The sequence below is a fragment of the Glutamicibacter sp. FBE19 genome, from assembly GCF_015524875.1.
GTDB lineage: Bacteria > Actinomycetota > Actinomycetes > Actinomycetales > Micrococcaceae > Glutamicibacter > Glutamicibacter halophytocola.
Window position 1 is genome coordinate 1 of record NZ_JACKQN010000016.1, and the last position, 22333, is coordinate 22333.

At 60.6% G+C, this 22333-nt stretch carries 18 protein-coding genes; 11 read left to right on the forward strand and 7 right to left on the reverse strand.

Annotated elements, in window-relative coordinates:
- Positions 1-28 precede the first annotated feature (28 nt).
- Positions 29-2647, reverse strand: coding sequence for a valine--tRNA ligase (valS, locus tag H6F58_RS17380; protein WP_195182237.1), 2619 nt, complete (start codon positions 2645-2647; stop codon positions 29-31).
- A 244-nt stretch (positions 2648-2891) separates the two neighbouring features.
- On the opposite strand from valS, the gene H6F58_RS17385 reads away from it, so the two are divergent.
- The 11 genes from H6F58_RS17385 to H6F58_RS17435 all read left to right on the forward strand — a co-directional run bounded on the left by H6F58_RS17385 (position 2892) and on the right by H6F58_RS17435 (position 14048).
- Positions 2892-3656 (forward strand): SDR family oxidoreductase, encoded by a 765-nt coding sequence (locus H6F58_RS17385; protein ID WP_146275266.1) that lies wholly within the window; start codon positions 2892-2894, stop codon positions 3654-3656.
- 33 nt (positions 3657-3689) lie between these two features.
- Positions 3690-4430, forward strand: a complete 741-nt coding sequence (locus tag H6F58_RS17390) for a CbiX/SirB N-terminal domain-containing protein (RefSeq protein WP_171918397.1) — start codon at positions 3690-3692, stop codon at positions 4428-4430.
- A 67-nt stretch (positions 4431-4497) separates the two neighbouring features.
- Complete coding sequence (locus H6F58_RS17395; RefSeq protein WP_195182238.1) at positions 4498-6198, forward strand: nitrite/sulfite reductase; 1701 nt, start codon at positions 4498-4500, stop codon at positions 6196-6198.
- On the forward strand, positions 6195-6917 hold the full coding sequence (locus H6F58_RS17400; RefSeq protein WP_171918398.1) for a phosphoadenylyl-sulfate reductase: 723 nt from the start codon (positions 6195-6197) through the stop codon (positions 6915-6917). The genes H6F58_RS17395 and H6F58_RS17400 overlap by 4 nt, the downstream gene beginning before the upstream one ends.
- A 10-nt stretch (positions 6918-6927) precedes the next feature.
- Entirely contained in the window at positions 6928-7851 is a 924-nt protein-coding gene (cysD, locus tag H6F58_RS17405) for a sulfate adenylyltransferase subunit CysD (protein WP_060701792.1), read from the forward strand.
- Between the two features lies 1 nt (position 7852).
- Complete coding sequence (locus tag H6F58_RS17410) at positions 7853-9148, forward strand: GTP-binding protein (protein ID WP_236995161.1); 1296 nt, start codon at positions 7853-7855, stop codon at positions 9146-9148.
- Positions 9135-10232, forward strand: a complete 1098-nt coding sequence (locus H6F58_RS17415) for an ABC transporter substrate-binding protein (protein WP_060701790.1) — start codon at positions 9135-9137, stop codon at positions 10230-10232. Before H6F58_RS17410 ends, H6F58_RS17415 begins: the two co-directional genes overlap by 14 nt.
- The gene (locus H6F58_RS17420) at positions 10232-10975 is read left to right on the forward strand and encodes an ABC transporter ATP-binding protein (protein ID WP_146275263.1); all 744 of its coding nucleotides are present in this window, start codon (positions 10232-10234) and stop codon (positions 10973-10975) included. The genes H6F58_RS17415 and H6F58_RS17420 overlap by 1 nt, the downstream gene beginning before the upstream one ends.
- Entirely contained in the window at positions 10947-11804 is an 858-nt protein-coding gene (locus H6F58_RS17425) for an ABC transporter permease (RefSeq protein ID WP_060701788.1), read from the forward strand. Before H6F58_RS17420 ends, H6F58_RS17425 begins: the two co-directional genes overlap by 29 nt.
- Positions 11797-12576, forward strand: a complete 780-nt coding sequence (gene cobA, locus H6F58_RS17430) for a uroporphyrinogen-III C-methyltransferase (protein WP_060701787.1) — start codon at positions 11797-11799, stop codon at positions 12574-12576. Before H6F58_RS17425 ends, cobA begins: the two co-directional genes overlap by 8 nt.
- A 17-nt stretch (positions 12577-12593) precedes the next feature.
- Positions 12594-14048 (forward strand): FAD-dependent oxidoreductase, encoded by a 1455-nt coding sequence (locus tag H6F58_RS17435; protein ID WP_146275261.1) that lies wholly within the window; start codon positions 12594-12596, stop codon positions 14046-14048.
- Positions 14049-14135: 87 nt separating this feature from the next.
- On the opposite strand, the gene H6F58_RS17440 is transcribed toward H6F58_RS17435, so the two are convergent.
- The 6 genes from H6F58_RS17440 to helR all read right to left on the reverse strand — a co-directional run bounded on the left by H6F58_RS17440 (position 14136) and on the right by helR (position 22229).
- Positions 14136-15371, reverse strand: coding sequence for an exonuclease domain-containing protein (locus tag H6F58_RS17440; RefSeq protein WP_195182239.1), 1236 nt, complete (start codon positions 15369-15371; stop codon positions 14136-14138).
- 153 nt (positions 15372-15524) lie between these two features.
- The gene (locus H6F58_RS17445; protein ID WP_060701784.1) at positions 15525-15971 is read right to left on the reverse strand and encodes a DUF2871 domain-containing protein; all 447 of its coding nucleotides are present in this window, start codon (positions 15969-15971) and stop codon (positions 15525-15527) included.
- A complete protein-coding gene (locus H6F58_RS17450) occupies positions 15964-18066 on the reverse strand; it encodes an efflux RND transporter permease subunit (protein WP_195182240.1) in 2103 nt (700 codons plus the stop codon). The genes H6F58_RS17445 and H6F58_RS17450 overlap by 8 nt, the downstream gene beginning before the upstream one ends.
- Positions 18067-18177: 111 nt before the next feature.
- On the reverse strand, positions 18178-18795 hold the full coding sequence (locus tag H6F58_RS17455) for a response regulator transcription factor (protein ID WP_195182241.1): 618 nt from the start codon (positions 18793-18795) through the stop codon (positions 18178-18180).
- Positions 18792-20039, reverse strand: coding sequence for a sensor histidine kinase (locus tag H6F58_RS17460; RefSeq protein ID WP_195182242.1), 1248 nt, complete (start codon positions 20037-20039; stop codon positions 18792-18794). Before H6F58_RS17460 ends, H6F58_RS17455 begins: the two co-directional genes overlap by 4 nt.
- A gap of 30 nt (positions 20040-20069) precedes the next feature.
- A complete protein-coding gene (gene helR, locus H6F58_RS17465) occupies positions 20070-22229 on the reverse strand; it encodes an RNA polymerase recycling motor ATPase HelR (protein WP_195182243.1) in 2160 nt (719 codons plus the stop codon).
- Positions 22230-22333 lie beyond the last annotated feature (104 nt).

Here is a 22333-nt window from a genome sequence, read left to right on the forward strand (position 1 = left end):
AATGGCCGCCCAATGCGTTTACTTGAAACTAGGCTTCTTCAGCAGGTGCCAACTCAACGTTGGTTACCGTGAGCTCGCCTTCTGCTTCAACCAGTGTCAATTCGCGTGCGTTGGCCGCGGACTTCAGGTCCTCGAAACCAGCGCGCAACTGAGCTACCTGCGCCGGGGATGCGTGGATTTCGCCCGACAGCACCTCGGTGCGCTGCTTGACCTTCGCATCGGATTTGGCCTTGCGGATGCCCGAAAGGGCTTCGCCAACCAGCGGGAGAACCGCAGGATCGGCGCCCTCGACGGCGCTGGCCAAGTGATCGGTGCCCGGCCACTGGGTCAGGTGCACCGACCCGGTTCGCCACCAGCCCCAGACCTCTTCGGTGGCGAAGGGCAGGAACGGCGCGAACAGGCGGAGGACCGAATCCAGTGTCGTAGCCAACGCAGCCAGGACGCTGGCCTGCTCGGCCTCGCCATGGCCGCCGTACGCACGGTCCTTGACCAGTTCCACGTAATCATCGGTGAACGACCAGAAGAACGACTCGGTGATATCCAAAGCGCGCGCGTAATCGTAGTTGTCGAAGGCGCGCTTGGCGTCCTCGATCACGGTGGACAGGCGTGCCAGCAGTGAACGATCCAGGCCGTTGGTGACAACCGAAGCATCGTCAGTCAAGACGTTGGCCTCGGTGGCGCCCAGATTCAGCACGAACTTCGAAGCATTCAGAATCTTGATGGCCAGGCGGCGGCCAATCTTCATCTGGTTGATTTCGTACGCGGTATCGGCACCCAGCTTGGCGCTGGCTGCCCAATAGCGTACGGCGTCGGCGCCGAACTTCTCCAGCACCTCGTTGGGAACCACGACGTTGCCCTTGGACTTCGACATCTTCTTGCGGTCCGGATCCAGGATCCAGCCCGAAATCGCTGCGTGCTTCCACGGGGCGCTGGCGTGCAGGGAATCTGCGCGGACGGCGGTGGAGAACAGCCAGGTGCGGATGATGTCGTGGCCCTGTGGACGCAGGTCGAAGGGGTAGACCTTCGAGAAGAACTCGTCGTCGCGGCCCCAGCGGCCCGCGATCTGCGGAGTCAGCGAACTGGTGGCCCAGGTGTCCAAGACGTCGGCGTCGCCGATGAAGCCATTGGCGGTGCCACGCTGATCCTCGGTGTAGCCGGTTGGCGCATCCGCGGCCGGATCAACCGGAAGCTGCTCGATGGCCGGCAGGATCGGTGCGTCGTAGTTCGGCTCGCCGTGCTCGTCGACCTGGTACCACACGGGTACCGGAACGCCGAAGAAGCGCTGGCGGGAAACCAGCCAGTCGCCGTTCAAGCCCGACACCCAGTTCTCGTAGCGCGAGCGCATGAACGAAGGATGGAAGTCGATTTCCTTGCCGCGGGCAATCATCTGGTCGCGGCGCTCTTCATCGCGGCCACCATTGCGGATGTACCACTGGCGGGAAGTCACGATTTCCAGGGGCTTGTCGCCCTTTTCGAAGAAGTTCACCGGACGCGAGATCTTCTTCGGTTCTCCGTCAAGCAGGCCCGCGTCGGTCAGCAGCTCGACCATGGTTTCCTTGGCGGAGAACACCATCTTGCCGGCGATCTGGGCGTAGGATTCCTTGCCGGCCTCGGTGGTGATCCACTCCGGGGTCTCGGCCAGGATGCGGCCGTCGCGCCCGATGATGGGACGGGTTGGCAGCTGCAGTTCGCGCCACCAGGTCACGTCTGTCAAGTCGCCGAAGGTGCACACCATGGCGATGCCCGAACCCTTGTCGGCCTGGGCCAGCGGGTGCGGGTGCACGGTGACCGGGACGCCGAAGAGCGGAGAGGTGACGGTCTTGCCGAACAGGTGCTGGTAGCGTTCGTCATCCGGGTGGGCCACCAGTGCGGCGCAAGCCGCCAGCAGCTCCGGACGGGTGGTCTCGATGAAGACCTGCTCGCCGTTCTCGGCGTTGAAGCCATAGCGGTAGTACGCGCCGGGCATTTCGCGGTCTTCGAGCTCGGCCTGGGCCACGGCGGTGCGGAAGGTGACATCCCACAAGGTCGGAGCCTCGGACATGTAGGCATCGCCCTTGGCCAGGTTCTCCAGGAAGGCACGCTGGGACGCTGCGCGGGAGTTGTCGTCAATGGTGCGGTAGGTCATCCGCCAGTCAACGGACAGGCCCAGGGTGGTGAACAGCTGCTCGAAGACCTTTTCGTCCTCGACGGCCAGCTCCTCGCACACCTCGATGAAGTTCTTGCGGCTGATAACGTCCCAGTCGCGCTGGTTCTTGGCCGGCTTTTCCGGTGGACGGTAGCCTTCGATGTACGGCTTGGTCGGGTCGCAGCGCACCCCGAAGTAGTTCTGCACGCGGCGTTCGGTCGGCAAGCCGTTGTCATCCCAGCCCAGTGGGTAGAAAACGTTCTTGCCGCTCATGCGCTGGTAGCGGGCCAACACGTCGGTCTGCGTGTAGGAGAACATGTGTCCTACGTGCAGGGACCCGGACGCCGTTGGCGGGGGAGTGTCGATGGAGTACACGGACTCGCGAGTCGTGTCCTCGTTGAAGTGATAGGTGCCCTCGGTGCGCCACCGGGACGAAAGACGTTCTTCCAAGCCTTCCAAAGCGGGCTTGTCAGGAACGGAAACCGTTGCGGGCGTGTCTGTGCCCAAGTTTTCTTCTGCCATAGCCTTATTCTTTCATGTTTTGCACAGCGACAAGGCATTGTTTCCCATGGCCTGCGCCACGATGCCGCCAAGGGCGGGTAAAACCGCATTTTGGCCGCATCCCGGGCAGAAAGCAGAGGTCAACGGCCACAGCACCTGGCATCCTGCTATTTGCGCATGAAGCAGCTGGGATCTCGAGGTCCTGAAACGTAAGAGAAATTCACGCCTTACCAGCTGGCAATGAAGTAGCCATAGAGTTGGAGGTATGACTAACACAGAATTTCAAGCGCATCGTTCCGCCGTTGTCACCGGCGCTTCTAGCGGTATTGGCCAAGCCACCGTTCGAGCCCTGCGCAATCAAGGATGGACCGTTTTCGCTGTCGCTCGCCGTGCGGATCGATTGGAAGCTCTTGCCCAGCAGACGGGTGCGATTTCCGTCCCTGCGGATGTCAGCGTCCAGACCGATGTAGAGGTATTGGCCAAGACCGTTGAAGCCGCAGGAGGCATCGATACACTGATCAATTGCGCCGGTGGCGCACGAGGCACCGAGTACTGGGCCGATGCCATTGACGAGGACTGGGAATTCATGTGGCAGGCCAATGTCATGGGAACGATGCGGCTCACGCGCGCCCTGTTGCCACAGTTGCGCCAGGCCCGGGGCACGGTCCTGAACGTGACCTCGACAGCAGCGCTAGCAAGCTACGAAGGCGGCAGTGGATACAACGCCGCCAAGGCGGCCGAGCGCGCCATGACCCAGGCTTTGCGTTTGGAAGAAGTGGAAAACGGCTTGCGAGTCATCGAGATCCTCCCTGGCCTGGTGCAAACCGAGGAATTCGCGCTGCGGCGCCTTGGCAGCCAAAGCGCGGCAGACAGTGTCTATGCCGGGGTTGACAATCCGTTGACGGCCGAAGATGTCGCCGAGGTGATTCGCTACGCCATCAGCGCTCCAGCCCACGTTAATCTCGACGAGATCGTCATCCGGCCCCAGGCGCAAGCCGCCAACCACAAGCTAATCCGCAACGCCAAATAATCGTTGCGCAACCCACCGTTGAGGATTTATTCAATGAGCCAAAAAACCCAGCGCACGATTCACGTAGTTGCAACATCGCACGGAACGGACAATGCCAACGGCCAACAGCTGATCCACGATTTGCGAGCCCAGCTCGAAGAGCTGGGCAAGGACCAGATTCCAGCCTCGCTGGTATGGCACGAGGCCTACGTGGATGTGCAGCAGCCGTCGTTGGATGACGTGGTTGCCGGACTGCCGGATGCGGAACCAGCAGTGGTTCTGCCGCTGCTGGTTTCAGATGGCGTGCACACCACCCTCGACATCGCCAAGGCCGTGGATTCCCGAGAAAATACTGTGTCGGCTGGCCCGCTGGGACCGATGCCCGAGCTTGCCCAGGTCCTCGCGGACCGGGCTGAAGAGCATCTCGACGGTGACCCAATGGTCGTCCTGGCCGCTGCGGGCACCCGGCTTGAAATCGGCCAACGCCAAGTCCGCGACCTCGCCGGGCAAATTTCGCGCATCCTAGACCGTGACGTGCCTTTTGGCTATTGCGCCGGAGCAAAACCACAGATCTCAGAAGTTGTTGAAGGCGCGTTAAAGCGTCCGGTGCTTGTTCTGAGTTCCTTGCTGGCCGACGGATACTTCCAGTACAAGCTCGCTAGCACGGGAGCAGATGTGGTGACAAGGCCTCTTTTACCTGACGTAACGATTGCGCAATGTTTCCTCGTGCGTCTCCAAGAGACGCTAAAACAGGCCGGTTATGTGTCGCCAAATGACGAAGTTCTAACTCAGTAGGCAACCAGCGGTCATGTGACTACTTGCGTTTGCCGTCCCCCTGGGGTGGGTTTCTACGCTGGATTACATGACGCAGACAACCACACCCGCTCGTCCTAAGAGGGCGGCAAAGCCCAATGGCCAATGGAAAATCGACGGCCCTGCGCCGTTGAACGCCAACGAAGAAATGAAGGCCGCGGATAACGGCCTGAACGTGCGCCAGCGCATCGAGGAAATCTACTCGAAGCAGGGCTTCGATTCCATTGACCCAGAGGACCTGCACGGGCGCTTCCGCTGGTGGGGCCTCTACACCCAGCGTGCCCAGGGGATCCCGGGCGGCAAGACTGCGACGCTGACCCCCGAAGAACTTGAAGACCGCTACTTCATGCTGCGCGTGCGCATCGACGGTGGTGCGCTGACCACTGAGCAGCTGCGCGTCATCGGCCAGATCTCCACCGAGTTTGCCCGCGACACCGCGGATTTGACGGACCGCCAGAACGTCCAGCTCCACTGGATCGACGTTGTCGACGTGCCTGAGATCTGGCAGCGGCTGGAAGCCGTGGGCCTGCACACCACCGAGGCCTGCGGCGACGTTCCCCGCGTGATCCTCGGTTCGCCGGTAGCTGGCATCAGCAAGGACGAGATCATCGATCCGACCCTGGTGATCGCCGAAATTTCCCGCCGCTACATCGGCAAGCCGGAATTCGCGAACCTGCCACGCAAGTTCAAGACGGCCATCACCGGCCACCCCAGCCAGGATGTCGTGCACGAAATCAATGACATCGCCCTGATCGGCACCGTCCACCCGGAACTTGGCCCCGGATACGACCTTTGGGTGGGTGGCGGCTTGTCCGCCAGCCCGCGGCTGGGCGAGCGTCTCGGCGCCTTCGTCACCGAAGAGCAAGCGCCAGATGTCTGGGAAGGCATTGTCTCGATTTTCCGCGATTACGGCTTCCGACGCCTGCGCAACCGTGCGCGCCTGAAGTTCCTGCTGGCCGAATGGGGCACCGAGAAAATGCGCCAGGTGCTGCAGGACGAATACCTGGGCTATGAGCTGCCCGACGGCCCGTTGCCTGTCCAGCCGACCGAGGCCGGGGACCACAGCGGAGTGAACGAGCAGAAGGACGGCAAGTTCTACATCGGGCTGACTGCTCCAGCAGGGCGAGTCTCGGGCACCTCGCTGACCGCTCTGGCTGATCTGGCTGAGGCACACGGATCCACCCGGCTGCGCACCACCCCGCACCAGAAGATCATTGCGCTGGACATCGCCGAAGACCAGGTCAAGGGCTTTGTCGGTGCGGCCCGCAGCCTGGGGCTGGAAGCGTACCCGAGCCTGTTCAAGCGTTCGGCGATCGCCTGCACCGGTATCGAATTCTGCAAGCTGGCGATCGTGGATACGAAGGACACCATGATCGACGCCGTGGCAAAAATCGAAGATCGCCTGGCCGACCATGAGGGCAAGCTGCCGCGCCAGCTGTCCCTGCACGTGAATGGCTGCCCGAACTCGTGCGCCCGCATCCAGACCGCCGACTTGGGCTTCAAGGGCCAGCTGATCACCAATGAGCAAGGTGAACAGGTTTCCGGCTTCCAGGTGCACCTGGGCGGGACCCTGGCCGGTTTCGAAAATGGCGAAGCGGCCCTGGGCCGCACGGTCCGCGGCCTGAAAGTCGCTGCCGATGAACTCCCCGAATATGTAGAACGCGTTGTCAAGAACTACTCGGCTTCCGCCACAGAAGGCGAGTCTTTCGCCGCCTGGGCCCACCGAGCCGAAGAGGATGAACTGAAATGAGCCAGCAGACCCCTAACCGCACCCGCAGCGAAGCAGAACTGCGCGAAATCGCACGGCTCGGAGCTGAAGAGCTGGCGTGGGATGCCAGCGCCGCGGAGGTTGTCGCCTTTGCCGCCAAGCACTTTGACGCCAGCGAAGTAGCCGTGGCCTGCTCCATGGCTGATGCGGTGCTTCCGCAAGTCGTTGCCGAGCAGCTTCCGAAGGTCGATGTTCTCTTCCTCGACACCGGCTACCACTTTGTCGAAACCCGCAGCACCCGCGATGAGGTGGCCCGCGTCCTGGACGTGAACATTGTCGATGTCCTTCCCGAGCTCACCGTGGCCGAACAGGATGCCAAATATGGCAAGGACCTCTTTGCCAGCAATCCGGCGCAGTGCTGCCAGATGCGCAAGGTGGACCCGCTGGCCAAGTCCCTGGGCGGCTACAGCGCCTGGTTCACCGGGGTCCGCCGCGACGAGGCACCCACGCGAACCAATACTCCGCTGGTGGCTTTTGACGAAAAGAACGGGCTGGTCAAGTTCAATCCCTTGGCACCTTGGAGCTTTGACGAGCTGATCGACTACGCCACCGACAAGCAGGTCCCTGTGAACCTGTTGCTGTCCAACGGCTACCCATCCATCGGTTGCGAACCGTGCACCCGGCCCGTTGCCGAGGGCGAAGATCCTCGTGCCGGCCGATGGGCCGGGCTGAACAAGACCGAATGCGGCATCCACATCTAAGGAGCAAGCCATGACCATTACCGCTAACGCCCCCACCGGCACCCAGCGCAGCGTCCTGGACGCCCTGGAAGCTGAATCCATCCACATCATCCGTGAAGTCCTCGCCGAATTCGAGAAGCCAGGTCTGCTCTTCTCCGGCGGCAAGGACTCCGTGGTGGTCCTGCACCTGCTGGCAAAGGCCGTCGCGCCACTGCGCGTGCCGATCCCTGTGGTGCATATCGACACCGGCCACAACTTTGCCGAAGTCCTGAACTTCCGCGATTCGGTAGTCGAAAAGTACGGGCTGAACCTTGTGGTCGGCTCCGTGCAGGAGTACATCGACCGCGGCGAGCTGACCGAGCTGCCAGATGGCACCCGCAACCGCCTGCAGACCCGTGTCCTGCTGGACACCATCGAAAACAACGGTTTCGATGTCGTCTTCGGCGGCGCCCGCCGCGACGAGGACAAGGCCCGCGCCAAGGAGCGCATCCTGTCGCTGCGCGACGAATTCGGCGTTTGGGATCCGCGCAACCAGCGCCCGGAAATCTGGAGCCTGTACAACGGCCGCCACGAGCCGGACTGGCATGTGCGCGCCTTCCCGATTTCCAACTGGACCGAACGCGATATCTGGGCCTACATCCAGCGCGAAAACATCGAGCTGCCATCGATCTACTTTGCGCATTGCCGCCAGGTCTTTGAACGGGACGGCATGTGGCGGGCGCTGACCCCGGTGAGCCAGCCCAATGATGACGAGCCGGTGATCATCAAGCAGGTGCGCTACCGCACCGTGGGCGACGCCAGCTGCACCGGAGCTGTGCTCTCGGCCGCCGACACCGTAGGTAAGGTGCTCGACGAACTGGCCATCGCCACCGTCACCGAACGCGGGGCCACCCGCGCCGATGACCGCATTTCCGCCGCGGGAATGGAAGACCGCAAGACCGAAGGGTACTTCTAAAATGACCACCACACTATTGCGCATCGCTACTGCAGGCTCGGTAGACGACGGCAAATCCACTTTGGTCGGACGGCTCTTGCACGATGCCAAGGCGATCCTTGCCGATTCCCTGGATGACATTGCCCGCACCAGCGCCGAGCGGGGCTTCGGCGGGTCCGATGGCACCTTGGACCTGGCCCTGGTGACCGATGGCCTGCGCGCCGAACGCGAGCAGGGCATCACCATCGACGTGGCCTACCGCTACTTCTCCACCGACAAGCGTTCCTTCATCCTCGCGGACTGCCCTGGGCACGTTCAGTACACCCGCAATACTGTCACCGGCGCCTCCACTGCGGATGTTGCCATCGTGCTGGTGGACGCCCGCAATGGCGTCCTTGAACAGACCCGCCGCCACCTTGGCGTGCTCGCCTTGCTGCGCGTTCCCAACCTGGTTGTGGCAGTGAACAAGATGGATCTGATCGGGTGGGATGAGCAGGCCTTTGGCGCCATTGAAGCCGAAGTCCTGTCGCTGGCTGCGGAGCTGGGCCTCCAGTCAACCACTGTTATCCCGGTCTCTGCGCTGCAGGGCGATAATGTGGTTGAACCATCCCAGGCGGCTCCGTGGTATGCCGGACCCACCCTGCTGGGCCTGCTCGAAGAACTGGAACCGAAACTCGGCAGCGGCACCGCACGCCTGGATGTCCAGTACGTCATTCGCCCGCAGGGCGCCCTCGCTCCAGGCCTGGATCCGGAAGCCTACCGCGATTACCGCGGATATGCCGGAACCCTGGTCGACGGCACCTTGAACGTGGGGGATGCCGTGCAGGTGCTCTCCAACGGCCAGCCAGCAGCCAGCCGGGTCAAGGCCATCAGCACCCCTGCCGGTCCAGCCCAGAGCGCTCAAGGCGGCGAGGCGGTTGTTGTCGAGCTGGAATCGGACGTGGACATTGCCCGCGGCGACACCATCGTGGCCGGTGAACTGCCTGCGGCACAGCGCGAATTCCAGGCGAACATCTGCGTCTTGGATCCGGTAAAGCTCACCAGCGGCCAGCGACTGCTGATCAAGCATGGAACCAAGGTAGCCGCAGCCAAGCTGTCGACCATTGATTACGTGATCAACGTGGCCGACTATTCGCAGCAGCCAGCCGAATCCCTGGAACTCAACGACCTGGGCCGGATCACCCTGCGCAGCCAAGCCGCCTTGGCAATTGAACAGTACGCCTCCTCGCGTACCGGCGGCAGCTTCTTGCTGATCGATCCAACCACGGGTCGAACGCTGGCCGCGGGGATCATCGAGGAAAAACATGAAGCGGCCTGAAACTGCTGAACCGGCAAGGCATGGCAATCGTGTGCGCTTGACGGCCCATGGTCCCGAGGCGGGATACGGCGGCAGGTTTCTTGGGCTTGCAGGCGTAGGGGTGCTCGCTGCCCTGGCAGTGGTCACGGCCTTGTTGCCCGGGCCCAGCGACGAGCAGGCGCAAGCTGCGGATCTTGGACCCGCAGCCGAACTGAAGGTCGGCTACTTCGCGAACCTGACGCATGCTCCAGCCCTGATTGCCCAATCCGAAGGAATTCTTCAGGACGCGGTGCAAGAAGACGGAACCAAGGTGCAGAGCCAGGTTTTTAATGCAGGACCCGCAGCAGTGGAAGCCCTGAACTCCGGTGCCATTGACGCGGCATACCTGGGGCCAAACCCGGCGTTGAACAGCTACCTCTCCAGCCACGGCGAATCATTGCGGGTGGTATCAGGCGTAGCCTACGGCGGTGCCAGCCTCGTGGTGAACGACCAGATCAACAGCCCAGGGCAACTGGCTGGCAGCAACCTGGCTAGCCCGCAGTTTGGCGGCACCCAGGACGTGGCGTTGCGAAATTACCTCAACGGGCTGGAGCTGAACCAGGACGCAACCGTCACACCGAGTTCCAATGGCACGGTGGCCCAGCTATTTGGCCGCGGAGAAATCGATGGCGCTTGGCTCCCTGAGCCTTATGCGTCGCTGCTGGTGGAAAAGTACGACGGCCATCGCCTGGTCAATGAGTCGCAGCTGTGGCCTGACGGAAAATTCCCGACGACAGTTTTGGCTGTTTCCCAGGACTTCCTGGCAAGCCATCCGGAAACTGTCCAGAAATTGGTGGATGCCAATACAGAGGCAATCAGCTGGTTGAACCACGCGGATGAAAAGCAAAAGCTCGAGGCCGTGCAATCCGCTTTGGTGAAGGCCAATGGAAGTTCGTTTGATGAGTCAGTGATCGCTTCTGCGCTGAAACAGATTTCATTCAGCGAAGATCCATTGCCTGAAACCTACCAAACGCTGGTGGACCATGCGGCCGCTGTTGGCGTTGGCTCCACGGGTGATGCACAAGGGCTTGTCGACACTCGCTTTCTCAACCAACAGGAGCGGTAATGGGAGTTCTACTCAATGAAGTATCGCTGAGCTATCCTGGCACGGGGCTGGTCATTGACCGGCTCAGCGCTGAAATTGAAGATGGCGAATTCATTGCAGTTCTCGGCGCCTCCGGATGCGGGAAATCCTCCTTGCTGAATATGATCGCCGGCTTGCTGGCGCCGAGTTCTGGATGGCTGGAAGTACCTGAAGACGGGGCCGCCTTCATGTTCCAGGACGCAAACTTGTTGCCTTGGCTGACTGCCAGCCAAAACGTCGACTTGGCCTTGAAGCTTGCCGGTTACCCGGTAGAGAAGCGGCCAGCACGAGTTGAAGAATTGCTGGATCTTGTTCAGCTGGGGCACGCCAGCAGCAAAAAGCCCCACGAGCTATCCGGCGGCATGCGCCAGCGGGTAGCCCTGGCCAGGGCTCTGGCACAGGACCGGCAGGTCTTGCTGATGGATGAGCCTTTCGCGGCGCTGGATGCCATTACCCGCGACATGCTCCATGAACAGCTGCGCGCCTTGTGGGAGCAAACGGGAAAGACGATCATCTTCGTTACGCACAATGTGCGCGAGGCAATTCGGCTGTCCGGACGGATCCTGGTGCTCTCTTCGCATCCGGGACGAATTCTGGAAACCCGCCGGATCACCGACGAATTACGCCAGGACCCAACCCAAGCGGCCGCACTGGCAGATGAACTAACCACGATATTGAGAAAGGAGCAGCGGAAGCATGAGCTCACTGACCGAGTCTCCAACTGAGTTGAAGCCATTGCAGCATTCAAAGCTGCGCCAGCGCAGCCGCCTGGACGCAGTGGTCGCACCGTTGCTCACCGTGGTGGTACTGATTAGCTTGTGGCAGATCATTTCTTGGGCCAGCCCGCTGCGCGAGGATCTCTTCCCGGGACCGCTGGCTGTCGCCCAGAAGCTTCCACAGCTGCTCTCCGACGGATCTCTGCTTTCAGCTGTGGGCACATCGCTATTCCGTGCCATCAGCGGATTCGCTATCGCGGTGGTCGTTGCGACCCCTGTGGCGTTGCTCCTGGCCCATCAGCCTTTGCTGCGCAAAGGTGTCGGCCCGCTCGTATCGGCGATGCAGGTACTGCCCTCCATCGCGTGGGTTCCAGCGGCAATCATCCTCTTCGGATTGAGCGACGCAACCATTTACACGGTCTTGCTGCTCGGCGCGATCCCGTCCATCATCAACGGGCTGCTCGCCGGAATCGACATGATCCCGGCACAGTACAAGGCGCTGTCCAAGGTGCTTGGCGCCTCCAAATGGGAACATGTCATGCACATTGAGCTGCCAGCTGCCATGCCAGGCTATGTTGCAGGATTGCGCCAAGGGTGGGCCTTCGCCTGGCGCTCGCTGATGGCGGCCGAATTGATCGCGGTGGGCGGCTCGCTGGCCCTCGGCGTAGGTTCGCTGTTGCAGCGTGGACGCGACCTGGCAGATCTGCCATTGGTCATGCTGGTGATCCTGACCATCCTGCTGGTTGGCGTGCTGATCGAATTAGTATTCTTTGCTCCGATTGAACGCAAGCTTTTGCGTGATCGCGGCATGAGCCGAACTGGAGACAACAATGGCTAAAGGACATATCACCCTCATTGGCGGTGGCCCCGGTGATCCAGAATTGATTACCGTCGCCGGCTACAAAGCGCTTTTGTCCGCCGATGTGGTTTTGGCTGACCGGCTTGGCCCCACCGCATTGCTTGCCGATTTGTCCGATGACGTCCTGGTGATCAACGTGGGCAAGTCGCCTGGCTGCCACGTGAAGACCCAGGATGAGACCAACGAGCTTTTGGTCAAGCACGCGCTTGAAGGAAAGCACGTGGTCCGGCTTAAAGGCGGAGACCCCTTTGTCTTGGGCCGTGGCGGGGAAGAGATGCTCTACGCCGCCGAATACGGGATTTCCACGCGCGTGATTCCCGGAATCACCAGCGCCATTTCGGTTCCCGGCGCTGCCGGCATCCCGGTGACGCACCGTGGAATCGCTGCGGGATTCACCGTAGTGAGCGGCCATGCCGAACTGGCCGACGTGCCGATTCGCTCCGATCACACCCTTGCGGTGCTGATGGGAGTATCAAATTTGGCACTAATTGTTGAGACATTGCTTACCCGAGGTTTGCCGTCAAGTACGCCAATTGCGATAGTTGAGCGAGGTTACTCACAGACGCAGCGCACAACTATCGGTACTCTAGAAGAGATTGTAGTGCGCGCCCGCAAGGCCGCAGTGGCGAATCCGGCCGTCATCGTCATCGGTGATGTCGTTCGGCTAGCCCCGGAAGCCTCCGACCAACTGGTAGACCTCCTGCCGCTAGAGAACGCCGATGCCACCGAGCCGGCCTCATTCGTTGACTAAGAAAGAGAAGTTGTTTGATGAGTGAAATTATCGTCCCTGATCACCTGGCCTCCCGGGCACTGCGCGTGGCCATCGTTGGCGCCGGTCCTGCAGGCATCTACGCAGCAGACCTGCTGAACAAGAGCCAGCCAGTTTCCAGCGGTGAACTGAAACTGCACGTCGACCTCTTCGACGAGCTGCCTACTCCTTTCGGCCTGATCCGCTACGGCGTATCCCCGGATCACCCGCGCATCAAGGGCATTATCAACGCGCTGCACAAGGTGCTCGACAATGACTGGATCAATTTCTACGGCAATGTCGGCCTGGGCCGAGACATCAGCCTCGACGACCTGCACGCACGCTACGATGCAGTGATCATCTCCACCGGCGCCCAGAAGGACGCCGACCTGAACATCCCGGGCATCGACTACGAAGGCTCCTTCGGCGGCGCTGACTTCGTTTCCTGGTATGACGCGCACCCGGATGCAGACAAGAACTGGGACCTGTCGGCCAAGGAAGTTGCTGTTATCGGCAACGGCAACGTGGCCCTCGACGTCGCTCGCATTCTTTCCAAGCACGCTGACCAGCTGCTGGAGACCGAAATCCCAGAGCACATCTACCAGCAGCTGAACGACTCGGCCGTCACCGACGTCCACGTCTTCGGCCGCCGCGGACCAGCCCAGGTGAAGTTCACCCCTCTGGAACTGCGCGAACTGTCGCACTCCAAGGATGTAGACATCGTGCTGTACCCGGAGGACTTCGAATTCGACAAGGCTTCGGACGAAGCCATGAAGACCAATAACCAGACCAAGACCATGGTCTCGACCTTGACCAACTGGCTCATTGAGCAGGAAGAACGCGAAGAGGCACCAAGTGCTTCACGCCGCCTGCACCTGCACTTCCTGCAGTCGCCCGTCGAGGTTCTCGGTGAAGACGGCAAGGTCACCGGCCTGAAGGTGGAACGCAACGAATTGGACGGCAACGGCGGTGCCCGCGGCACCGGCGAGTTCGTCGAATACCCGCTGCAGGCCATCTACCGCGCCGTAGGCTACTTCGGCTCGGCCGTTGACGACATTGAGTACGACGGCGCCAAGGGTGTACTGCCAAACATCGAAGGCCGTGTTCTTGACGCTGCCGGAACCCACGTTCCGGGCCTCTACGCGACTGGCTGGATCAAGCGTGGCCCAATCGGCCTGATCGGCCACACCAAGGGCGACGCCCTGGAGACCATCACCCACCTGCTTGAGGACCTGACCCAGCTGGCTGAGCCTGAATCCTCGCAGCAGATCGCAGAACTGCTTGAAAGCCGCGGTGTGGCCTTCTCGGACTGGGATGGCTGGAAGACATTGGACGAACGCGAGAAGGAACTCGGCGCAGCCGAAGGCACCGTTTCCACTCGCTTCGGTGACATCACCCGTGACCGAATCAAGGTTGTCGAGCGCGAGGCCATGATGGAATTCTCTCGCGCAAAAAAATTAGCTGAGAGCCTGTAAGTCTCACCCCAGGCTCTGAACCTCAATGGCGGTGGCTGCTGGCAATAATTTGCTGGCAGCCACCGCCATTGGTGTATTCGGCTGTACTCAGAGCAGTACGTTCCACAGGTAGTCTTCGCCTACGATCGGTATGCCGTAGTCTCGTGCCTTCTTGGCTTTTCCAGACAGAGAATCGGGATCGGCTGCCACCAGCAGCGCCACCTTCTTGGTGACAGCGCGATGCGGAGTGAACCCCGCCCGGGCGAGCTGCTCCTCGATATCGCTCCGAGCGCGTGACATGTCGCCCGTGAGCACGACCAGGGAGCTGGGCGGAACCTCGTGGCTGTTTGCAGGAGCAGCGCCTTTCGGCAGATACTGTGCAACTGCTGGGGCAATTTTCGCTTCGTTGATTTTTTGTGCAGGCAATCCCAACAGGGCGAGGACCTTGGAAAGATCAGCAATTTCGTCGTCTGCAAGAACACCGTCTGCCCAAGCAGCAGCAACCAGCTGCTGGAAGTAGTGCTCGTGAAGGGCCAAAGCGGCCTTCTTGTCCAGGCCGATATCCGAAGCTGTCTGCAGCAGCTGGGCTTCCTCGTGCGCAGAGAGATAGCGATCCATGAGTGCCAGATCCAAGATGGCTAGATAATTCTCTTCTGTCTCGGTGCCGGAGAATTCAGGAAGCCTTGACGCAAGCTTTTCCAGGAAATGGCCCGCAGGCTTGTCCGTTGACCGTGAACGAACAACCGCCGGAACACGAAGCGCCGGCACATTATCAAACCAGCGGTTGTCCGCGGCAGCATGCAGCCGGTGGTCCCAATCTGGTTCGTCTGGATCCAATTCCATGTATCGGGAAAGCAAAACTGCGGTTGCCGATGCATCGCCGAACGCACTGTGCGCTTGCTGCAAATCAATACCAAATGAATCGCAGCAATCCTGGAGCGAACGCCCGGCTCCTTGCAGATATCGATGGGACAAGCGCATGGTGCATAAGCCCTGGGATAAGAAGTCCCCGGGAACAGGAGCGCCTGCCTTGCGGAACTCGGCATCCAAGAAACGCGCGTCAAAGGATAGGTTGTGTCCTACGAGTACAGTGCCGGACAATCGCCAATGAAGTTCTTCGGCCAGTTGGCCAAAGGTCGGCGCGTCGAGAAGATCACGGCTCTGGAGTCCATGAATCGCCTGCTTCCCAAGATCTCGCTGTGGATTGACCAAGGTTTCCCAGGAGCCTACGACTTCTCCTGCGCGGTTCATCGTCACAATAGCGATTTCTGCGATCCGGTCATTGCCGCCGGGAAACAACCCAGTGGTTTCGGTATCGACGATGGAGAATAGCTCGCGGCTCATTTACCTGCTCCTGACGAAAAAGTTGTTGCGTCAATCTATAACAGCCTGATCGTGAAGATGCACTACTTTTCTTCAACGTGCGCATTCGGCATCCGTGCTGCCCAGACCCTGTCGGCCTGGGCAGCACGGATGCCGGGCGCAGAGCAGCAAGGGCTATCGGCCTGCGAATGGCACCTTGTCGTCGTGGCTTTGTGTTCTAACGCTGCGGCGAAGCATGATGAACAGCAAGATCATGCCTGCAGTGATCGACATGTGGCCAAGACCGGCGACGCCCGAAATCATCTTGGAAGACTCCATGCCTAGTACGGTCATAGAGCCGTGGGTGAGCTGCATTCCCGCGGTCAGGATTACTCCTGCGTTGTAGGTGCCCATGAACCAGGCAAAGAGCTTGCGGTGCTTGCTTAGCCCGAAGGACTTCTCCAGCAGCAATACCAGCAGCAGCATGATGAAGCCCAGAACCAGCAGGTGAGTGTGCACCACCGAAAGCTGGGTCCACTGTCCCTCGGGGAAGCCATTGATCTTGGTGAATTCGCGGTAGAAAAGACCTGAAGCAACGCCGAGGAGCATGTAGGCGAAGGAGAAATTAACGAGATTACGCATCGATTTTGCTTTCTTTCTGAATGGCTGGTTGTGCAAAAGACTTGGCGGGCGGGGAAGCTTTGCCAAAGATTGGATGCTTTCCTGAGCCCAGGACAGCGAAGAGCGCGGGCAGCATCAGTGTTCGAACCACGAAAGTATCGAGCAGGACGCCGAGCCCGACTATCAAGCCCAGCTGGCCCAGAACCGTCAGCGGCAAGGTTGCCAGGGCCGCGAACACGCCAGCCAACACGAGTCCGGCACTGGTAATGACTGATCCCGTGCGGCTAGCAGCCATGACGACCGCCTCACGCAGATCCAGTGCCTGTGCGTCTTGGCGCACACGCTGCGTCAGGAATATCGTGTAGTCCACGCCAAGGGCTACCAGGAAGACGAAGGCCAAGAGCGGCACTTGGACATCCAGTGCGTCAGCCTCGAAGACTATCGAGGAAACCAGGGAGCCGAGGTCAACAGCAGCGGCAGCGCTGAGCAGATTTGCCAACCCCAAGGCCAAGGCGGTGCGCCACGAGCGGGTGAGCCAGCCGAGCATCACGAAGCAGATGGCCATGATTAGCGGGGCAACGAGGTACAAGTCGCGCAAGTGCATCTGGTGGGAATCCAGCTGTTCGGCGCTCTGCCCGCCCACCAGCACCTGTCCTCTGCCGATTGCTGCCGCGGTATCTCGCAGATCTTCCACCAGATCCTGGGCGTGGGCGGAGCTGGGATCTACAGCCGGAATGACGGTGAACTGCTGCCACGCGGTCTTCCCGAGCTGATGGACCTCGCCCACACGCTTGACGTTCGCGACGCTTGAGAGATCATGGCGCAGTACCTCGGTATCGATGTCTTGCGCCAATACCGTGATCGGCTGTGTTTCACCGGCGGGGAAGTGCTCAGCGAGAGTCTGCATGGCGTTGGTTGATTCGGTGGCCGTGCGGAACTGCTGGGCCTGGTCCAAGCCAATGCGCGTCCCGGTCAGCGCACCGGCAAGAACCAGGAGCAAAACCGCCAGCGCCGCGAGGTTCAGTCCCGGGCGGTTCATCACAGAACGAGCGGCACGACCGAAGAAGTTTTCCTTCTTGGCTTCCTGATCTGGACGAGGAATCAAAGGCCAGAAGGCATTGCGGCCGCACATGGCCAAGACCGGAGGCAGGAGGAATAGCGCGAAGACCGCAGCGATCAGCAAGCCAGCGGCGCAAACGATACCCAAACCGCGGGTATCTTCCATGGCGGCCAGCCCCAGCGTGAGCAGTGCCAAAACCACGGTCAGGTTGGAAGTCAGGATGGCTTCAAAGCTGGATGCCCACGCCCTGGATAGCGCCTGGCGATGATCGGCGCTTTTGTGCAGCTCATCGCGATAGCGGGAGATCAGGAGCAAGGCGTAATTGGTGCCCGCGCCGAAGACCAAAACGCTGAGCACCCCGGAGTCGAAGTGCAGATCGAAGGCGTTGCCCAGCAAATTGGCTACCAGCGAGGCGCTGCGATCGGCGATGGCAATCACGACCAGCGGGATCAGCCAGAGCACCGGCGAACGGTAGGTGAGGATCAGCAGGACTGCCACGATGCCGACGGTCACGGCCAGCAGGGTGAAATCAGCCCCCGCGAAGGCATTGGTGATGTCCACCGCGAATGCGGTGGAACCTGTGACCTGCAGCGCCATCCCATCGGCGCGATGGTCCTGGACCCAGTCGCGGATCTCGCTGAGCTTCTCACGATCGGCCTGATCTGAGACCGTGCCCCAGGTCAGCGGAACCATCGCTGCCTGCTGGTCCTCGCTGGCCAAGGTGCGTCCTGCGGTGACCCCGACGTCGTGGCTCAGTGCCGTGCTGCGCTGGTCCAGGGACGCCATGTCGGCGTTGCCCAAGACCTGGCCATCGGGGCGGTTGGCCACCAGCAGGGCCGAGCTCTGGGAATCGGTGGTGTTGGCCTCCAGCAGTTCGGCGACCTGCGCCGAATCCGAGCCGTCGACCAGGGAACTGGCCGAACGGGCGGGAGCCTGGATGCTGCTCAGGGCTCCGAAGAGCACCAGGATCACTGCAAAAACTGCGGCGGCCCAGATGCGGGCACCGCGGCGGCTGGTCAGCGAATCGCCGACCCGGGAGATAACTGGAACTTTCATAGTTCCAGTCAACGAGAATTTACGGGTTCAGCCATCGTGGAATGAGGTGAATAAAAGATCAACCGAAAGGTTGAGAGCACCTCTGGCGTGTCGGCCACACGATAATCGACGCTACAGCAAACCGGCCTCGCGGGCTTTATTAATTGCGTCGGTCCGTGTCCTCGCCTGAAGCTTGTCGAAAATGTGCACCAAGTGCGTTTTGACCGTCGCTTCAGAGACAAACAAGGACTTGGCGATTTGCTTGTTGCCGGCCCCGGTTGCCAGCTGCACGAGAACATCGCGCTCTCGTGCGGTCAGCTCCGCTTTGGGCCGGCGCATGCCCTCAACCACACGGCGGGTCATTTCCGGGGCCAGAACCATGAGACCCGCGGCAGCTTGGCGCAAGGACTCGACGATGGTTTGGGCGCTGACGTCCTTGAGCAGGTAACCGCAGGCGCCGGCCTCAATGCACGCCAGAATCTCCGCATCCTTGTCAAAAGTAGTCAAGATCAGCACCTGTGGCGCGCGGTGCAGCCGTCTGATGCTTGCCGTTGTCTGGGCGCCATTCATCCCTGAACCCAGTCTCAGGTCGCAGAGCACAACGTCAATTTGCTGATCTTTGGCGAATTCAACGGCTTCTTCTCCGGTGGAAACTTCGCCCACGACCTGGATATCGCCGTAATTTTCGAAAAGCGCTCTCAACCCGGTGCGAACAATCGGGTGATCGTCCACCAACAGGATGCGGATCATGGTTTGTCCTTTCGTGCCCGAAGAGGCAGATGGGCGCACAAGGCGGTGCCGTCTCCAGCAGCGCTTTCCACTTCCAGTCCGCCGCCAAGTTCAATGAGGCGTCGGTTCATCGCCGTGAGGCCAAAGCCTCCCACCTGCGTATTTGGCAATAGCCGACCGGCCGGGGGAGTGAAGCCAATACCGTCATCCACGATATCCAGGCGTACCTCGTCATCGCTGAAACTCAAGCTCAAGACGACCTTTGTGGCTTGCGCATGCCGGCGAACATTGGACAGCGCCGACTGGGCCGTCCTCAACAGGGCAATTTGAACACTGGGGTCCAATAGCGGCAATCCAGGCTCAATATCCAGAGCGGATTCAACACCGGAGTCGCTGCTGAAGTTCTCAAGGACGCGAGAAAGGGCTCCGGCGAGCGCCTGCGAATCAAGTTCAGCAGGTGCCAGGGCGGCAATGATTCTGCGCAGGTCGTTGAGTGCCTGCGCGGATAGCTGGTCGATACGTTGCAGCGCCTCTTGCGCCGCACCGGCGTTGCTGGCGCCCGTGGCGGCCTTGGCATGCAAGCCGATAGACGATAGCTGCTGGGCGATAGTGTCGTGGATTTCCCGGGCTAGGCGTGTGCGCTCGGCCGCGATTCCTGCTTCATGCTGGGACCGGGCCAAATCCTCTTGGAGCGCGGCCATTTCCTGTTGGGCTCTCATTAAGGAATTGACCAAAGAGGTGCGTTCTTGGGCGTCCCGTTCCATCTGCAGGTAGCCTCGCGAAATGCCCCAGGCAAAAAGGCCGCCGACCAATGGACCTGCTGCGGACGCAAGGCTGAGCTGCGTGTGGTGCAGGTAGGGTGCGAGCAAGGTAAAGGCATAAACCACAACGGACCACAGCACTGAAGGCAGGAATGGCAGCTGGTGTCCTATGAGCAGCCAAAGGCTGAAGGCTAGCCACATGAATTCAGCCGAAATCAAGAGGCTTGCTATCCAGATTCCCAGCAGGAGCGCCAACCACCACGTGGGTTTGGGGAAGATCCTGTTCTTGGCATGCGGGATGAATCCTGCGCTGTACCAGGCGGCGAAGAGCAGCGAGATGAGAATTGCCGGCAGCGCATTGTCTTGCGCCGAAACTTGTCGCAGCAGCGCGATGACAAGCAGGATGGCCGTCACCAGATGCTGTCCCCAGCGCAGCACCCTTGGCGAAGCCAAGGAGTGCTGCTGATTTTGGGTCTGAACCCATCGTGGCTCCGTAGTACTCATGCATGCCAGCCTACCTAAAGGGAGCGTGGCCTATTGCTCGGTGAGCACCACCAGTTGAGCTGTTGCCCTGGTCATGGCCACGTACCTGCGGACAGCGCCGCCCAAGCCTGTTCCGAAGGACTGTGGCTGGCAGACGAGTACCAGGTCGAATTCCAGCCCCTTGGCGTTCTCCGGAGATAGCACGCTGACCCTGCTGGGCGCACGGAAGTCAGAGGCACCGATGACGGCTGCCGTGCCCTGGGCATTCTCGGCCAGCCAATGATCCAGAATTGTTCCGAGTTCTGTGGGCCGGGCGTACTTTACTGGCGCACCGTCTAGGCGCAATGATCGCGGCACGTTCGCTTCTGGCAGGTGGGCCAGGATCTGCTCTGCGGCAGCTTCCATGATCTGCGCGGTACCTCGGTAGTTGACGTGTAGCGGGGATACGGTGATGTCGCGAATGCCGATCTGGGCCAGCCGCTGTTCCCATGTCATCCTGAAGCCGTCGACGGCCTGGGCCCTGTCGCCCACAATGGTCAGGCTTCCTGAGGGGCAGCGCCTTTGGACCATCGCCCACTGGGCATCGGTCAAATCTTGCGCTTCATCGATGATGACATGTGAAAAAGGTCCACTGTAGCCGCCTGAGGCCACATGGCTCTCCAGGCCCTGGGCAAGCAGTTGCTCCTGAAGGTCTTGGTGCATGAGCTGGGACGACAGGTCTTCCTTGTCGTCAGCCGAAGCCATCAGGTCATCAATCACGTTTTTCCACCGCTTGCGCTCGGCAGCTATGCGCGATTGCTCATCGAGATGTTTCGATTCGCTGTGCGGGTCGCCAATGAGGAAGCGGGCAAGGTCAATCAGGGGGATATCTGATGCGGTCCATGACCCGGCTGCCGGATTTGCCAGCAGCTTTGCAATTTCTTCACTGCCGAGTTCTCGGCCGCTATAGCGGAGCAGCGCTGGCGTCGAATACAGGGCCTTGAGCAGATTGAGCGGATCCAACACGGGCCAGTGCTCATCTAGCAACCCGTTCAGCGCTGTACTTCGCGCCAACTCTGCGCGCAGCAGCGGCTCATCGTCATCGGCACTGGCAACTTGGGGAAGCAGCTGGTCTATGAGGGCTTCGCGCAATTGGATGCGTGCTTCATTGTGCGGGGTATCGTGATCAATCATGGCAGCGGCATCGCGCCACAGCTGCGATGTCACGGTGGCTTGAGCTTCTGCAAGGTCGATGAGCACGTCGGCGGAAGGCGGTTCTTCAAAGACCAGCACTGCCCGCTTGATTGTGTCCAGCATTGCCAAGCTGGATTTTATGCGGTGGACTTCTTGGTCCGGTTCCACAAGCACGCCATCGTCATTCGAAACTATATTCGAAAGCGTTGAAATGAGCGCTTCGTCCTCACCGAGATTCGGAAGAATGTCAGAGACATAGGCGGAATAGGCTTCATGCGGGCTTACCACCAAAATTCTGCCACCTTGGCTGCGAAGCCGCGGATCCGCGTACAGCAAATAAGCTGCGCGATGCAGGGCAACCACCGTCTTGCCGGTACCAGGTCCTCCATCCACGACCAAGGCGCCCTGCGAGCCGCTTCGGATGATTGCATCTTGATCGGACTGGATGGTGGAAAGCACGTCCTGCATTTTTGGTGAACGCTTGCTGCCAAGGGATGCAAGAAATGATGAGTGGTCATCCAAGCGGGCATGGGAGGCCAGCTGGGAAGAATCGAACACTTCGTCCCAATAGTCGGAAATGCGTTGCCGGCGCCAACGGTAGCGGCGGCGTATCGCCAGGCCGTAATTCTTTTCGTGCGTCGCAGCGAAAAACGGTTCTGCTGCCGGGGCGCGCCAATCAATCATCAGCTGCTTGCCGTGTTCGTCGCTCAAGCCCAGGCGGCCCACGTAGAGGCGCTCGCCGGTCTCGGCCAGTTCCATGAATCCCAAGCAGGCGTATGGGCCCATGCGGTCTAGCTGGCGCAGCCGCCGAGCCAATTCACCGAGTTCGACATCGCGTTCAAGGGATTGCTGCAGAATGCCGGCCTGGTCTTTTCCTCGTGCGGCGATGCGCTCGATCAATTCGGCACGGAGCTGCTCAATCCGCGCGGCGATTTCGCAGAGCCGTTGCTGGTCTTGTTCGGTATTGGCAGGGCTCTCTGATGATGGACTTGGCTGGGTGGCATCGAAGTAGCTGGTATTTGAGGTTTTGGCAGGCACGCGGGCTCCCTGAAGTGGCTGGCTTTCGTGGCGAAGATATCGATTATGGACCATATGCGGGGCCTTGCGGCAAGGCCCCCTCAACGCGCTATTCTGAAAATGCA

What these genes read in the sequence shown, in the direction of transcription:
- H6F58_RS17450 (WP_195182240.1), bottom strand. Translation starts at nt 18,066, where the DNA reads ATGAAAGTTCCAGTTATCTCCCGGGTCGGCGATTCGCTGACCAGCCGC.
- H6F58_RS17425 (WP_060701788.1), top strand. Translation starts at nt 10,947, where the DNA reads ATGAGCTCACTGACCGAGTCTCCAACTGAGTTGAAGCCATTGCAGCAT.
- cysD (WP_060701792.1), top strand. Translation starts at nt 6,928, where the DNA reads ATGACCATTACCGCTAACGCCCCCACCGGCACCCAGCGCAGCGTCCTG.
- H6F58_RS17460 (WP_195182242.1), bottom strand. Translation starts at nt 20,039, where the DNA reads ATGAGTACTACGGAGCCACGATGGGTTCAGACCCAAAATCAGCAGCAC.
- H6F58_RS17415 (WP_060701790.1), top strand. Translation starts at nt 9,135, where the DNA reads ATGAAGCGGCCTGAAACTGCTGAACCGGCAAGGCATGGCAATCGTGTG.
- valS (WP_195182237.1), bottom strand. Translation starts at nt 2,647, where the DNA reads ATGGCAGAAGAAAACTTGGGCACAGACACGCCCGCAACGGTTTCCGTT.
- H6F58_RS17445 (WP_060701784.1), bottom strand. Translation starts at nt 15,971, where the DNA reads ATGCGTAATCTCGTTAATTTCTCCTTCGCCTACATGCTCCTCGGCGTT.
- H6F58_RS17385 (WP_146275266.1), top strand. Translation starts at nt 2,892, where the DNA reads ATGACTAACACAGAATTTCAAGCGCATCGTTCCGCCGTTGTCACCGGC.
- H6F58_RS17435 (WP_146275261.1), top strand. Translation starts at nt 12,594, where the DNA reads ATGAGTGAAATTATCGTCCCTGATCACCTGGCCTCCCGGGCACTGCGC.
- H6F58_RS17440 (WP_195182239.1), bottom strand. Translation starts at nt 15,371, where the DNA reads ATGAGCCGCGAGCTATTCTCCATCGTCGATACCGAAACCACTGGGTTG.
- cobA (WP_060701787.1), top strand. Translation starts at nt 11,797, where the DNA reads ATGGCTAAAGGACATATCACCCTCATTGGCGGTGGCCCCGGTGATCCA.
- H6F58_RS17410 (WP_236995161.1), top strand. Translation starts at nt 7,853, where the DNA reads ATGACCACCACACTATTGCGCATCGCTACTGCAGGCTCGGTAGACGAC.
- H6F58_RS17390 (WP_171918397.1), top strand. Translation starts at nt 3,690, where the DNA reads ATGAGCCAAAAAACCCAGCGCACGATTCACGTAGTTGCAACATCGCAC.
- H6F58_RS17455 (WP_195182241.1), bottom strand. Translation starts at nt 18,795, where the DNA reads ATGATCCGCATCCTGTTGGTGGACGATCACCCGATTGTTCGCACCGGG.
- H6F58_RS17420 (WP_146275263.1), top strand. Translation starts at nt 10,232, where the DNA reads ATGGGAGTTCTACTCAATGAAGTATCGCTGAGCTATCCTGGCACGGGG.
- H6F58_RS17395 (WP_195182238.1), top strand. Translation starts at nt 4,498, where the DNA reads ATGACGCAGACAACCACACCCGCTCGTCCTAAGAGGGCGGCAAAGCCC.
- H6F58_RS17400 (WP_171918398.1), top strand. Translation starts at nt 6,195, where the DNA reads ATGAGCCAGCAGACCCCTAACCGCACCCGCAGCGAAGCAGAACTGCGC.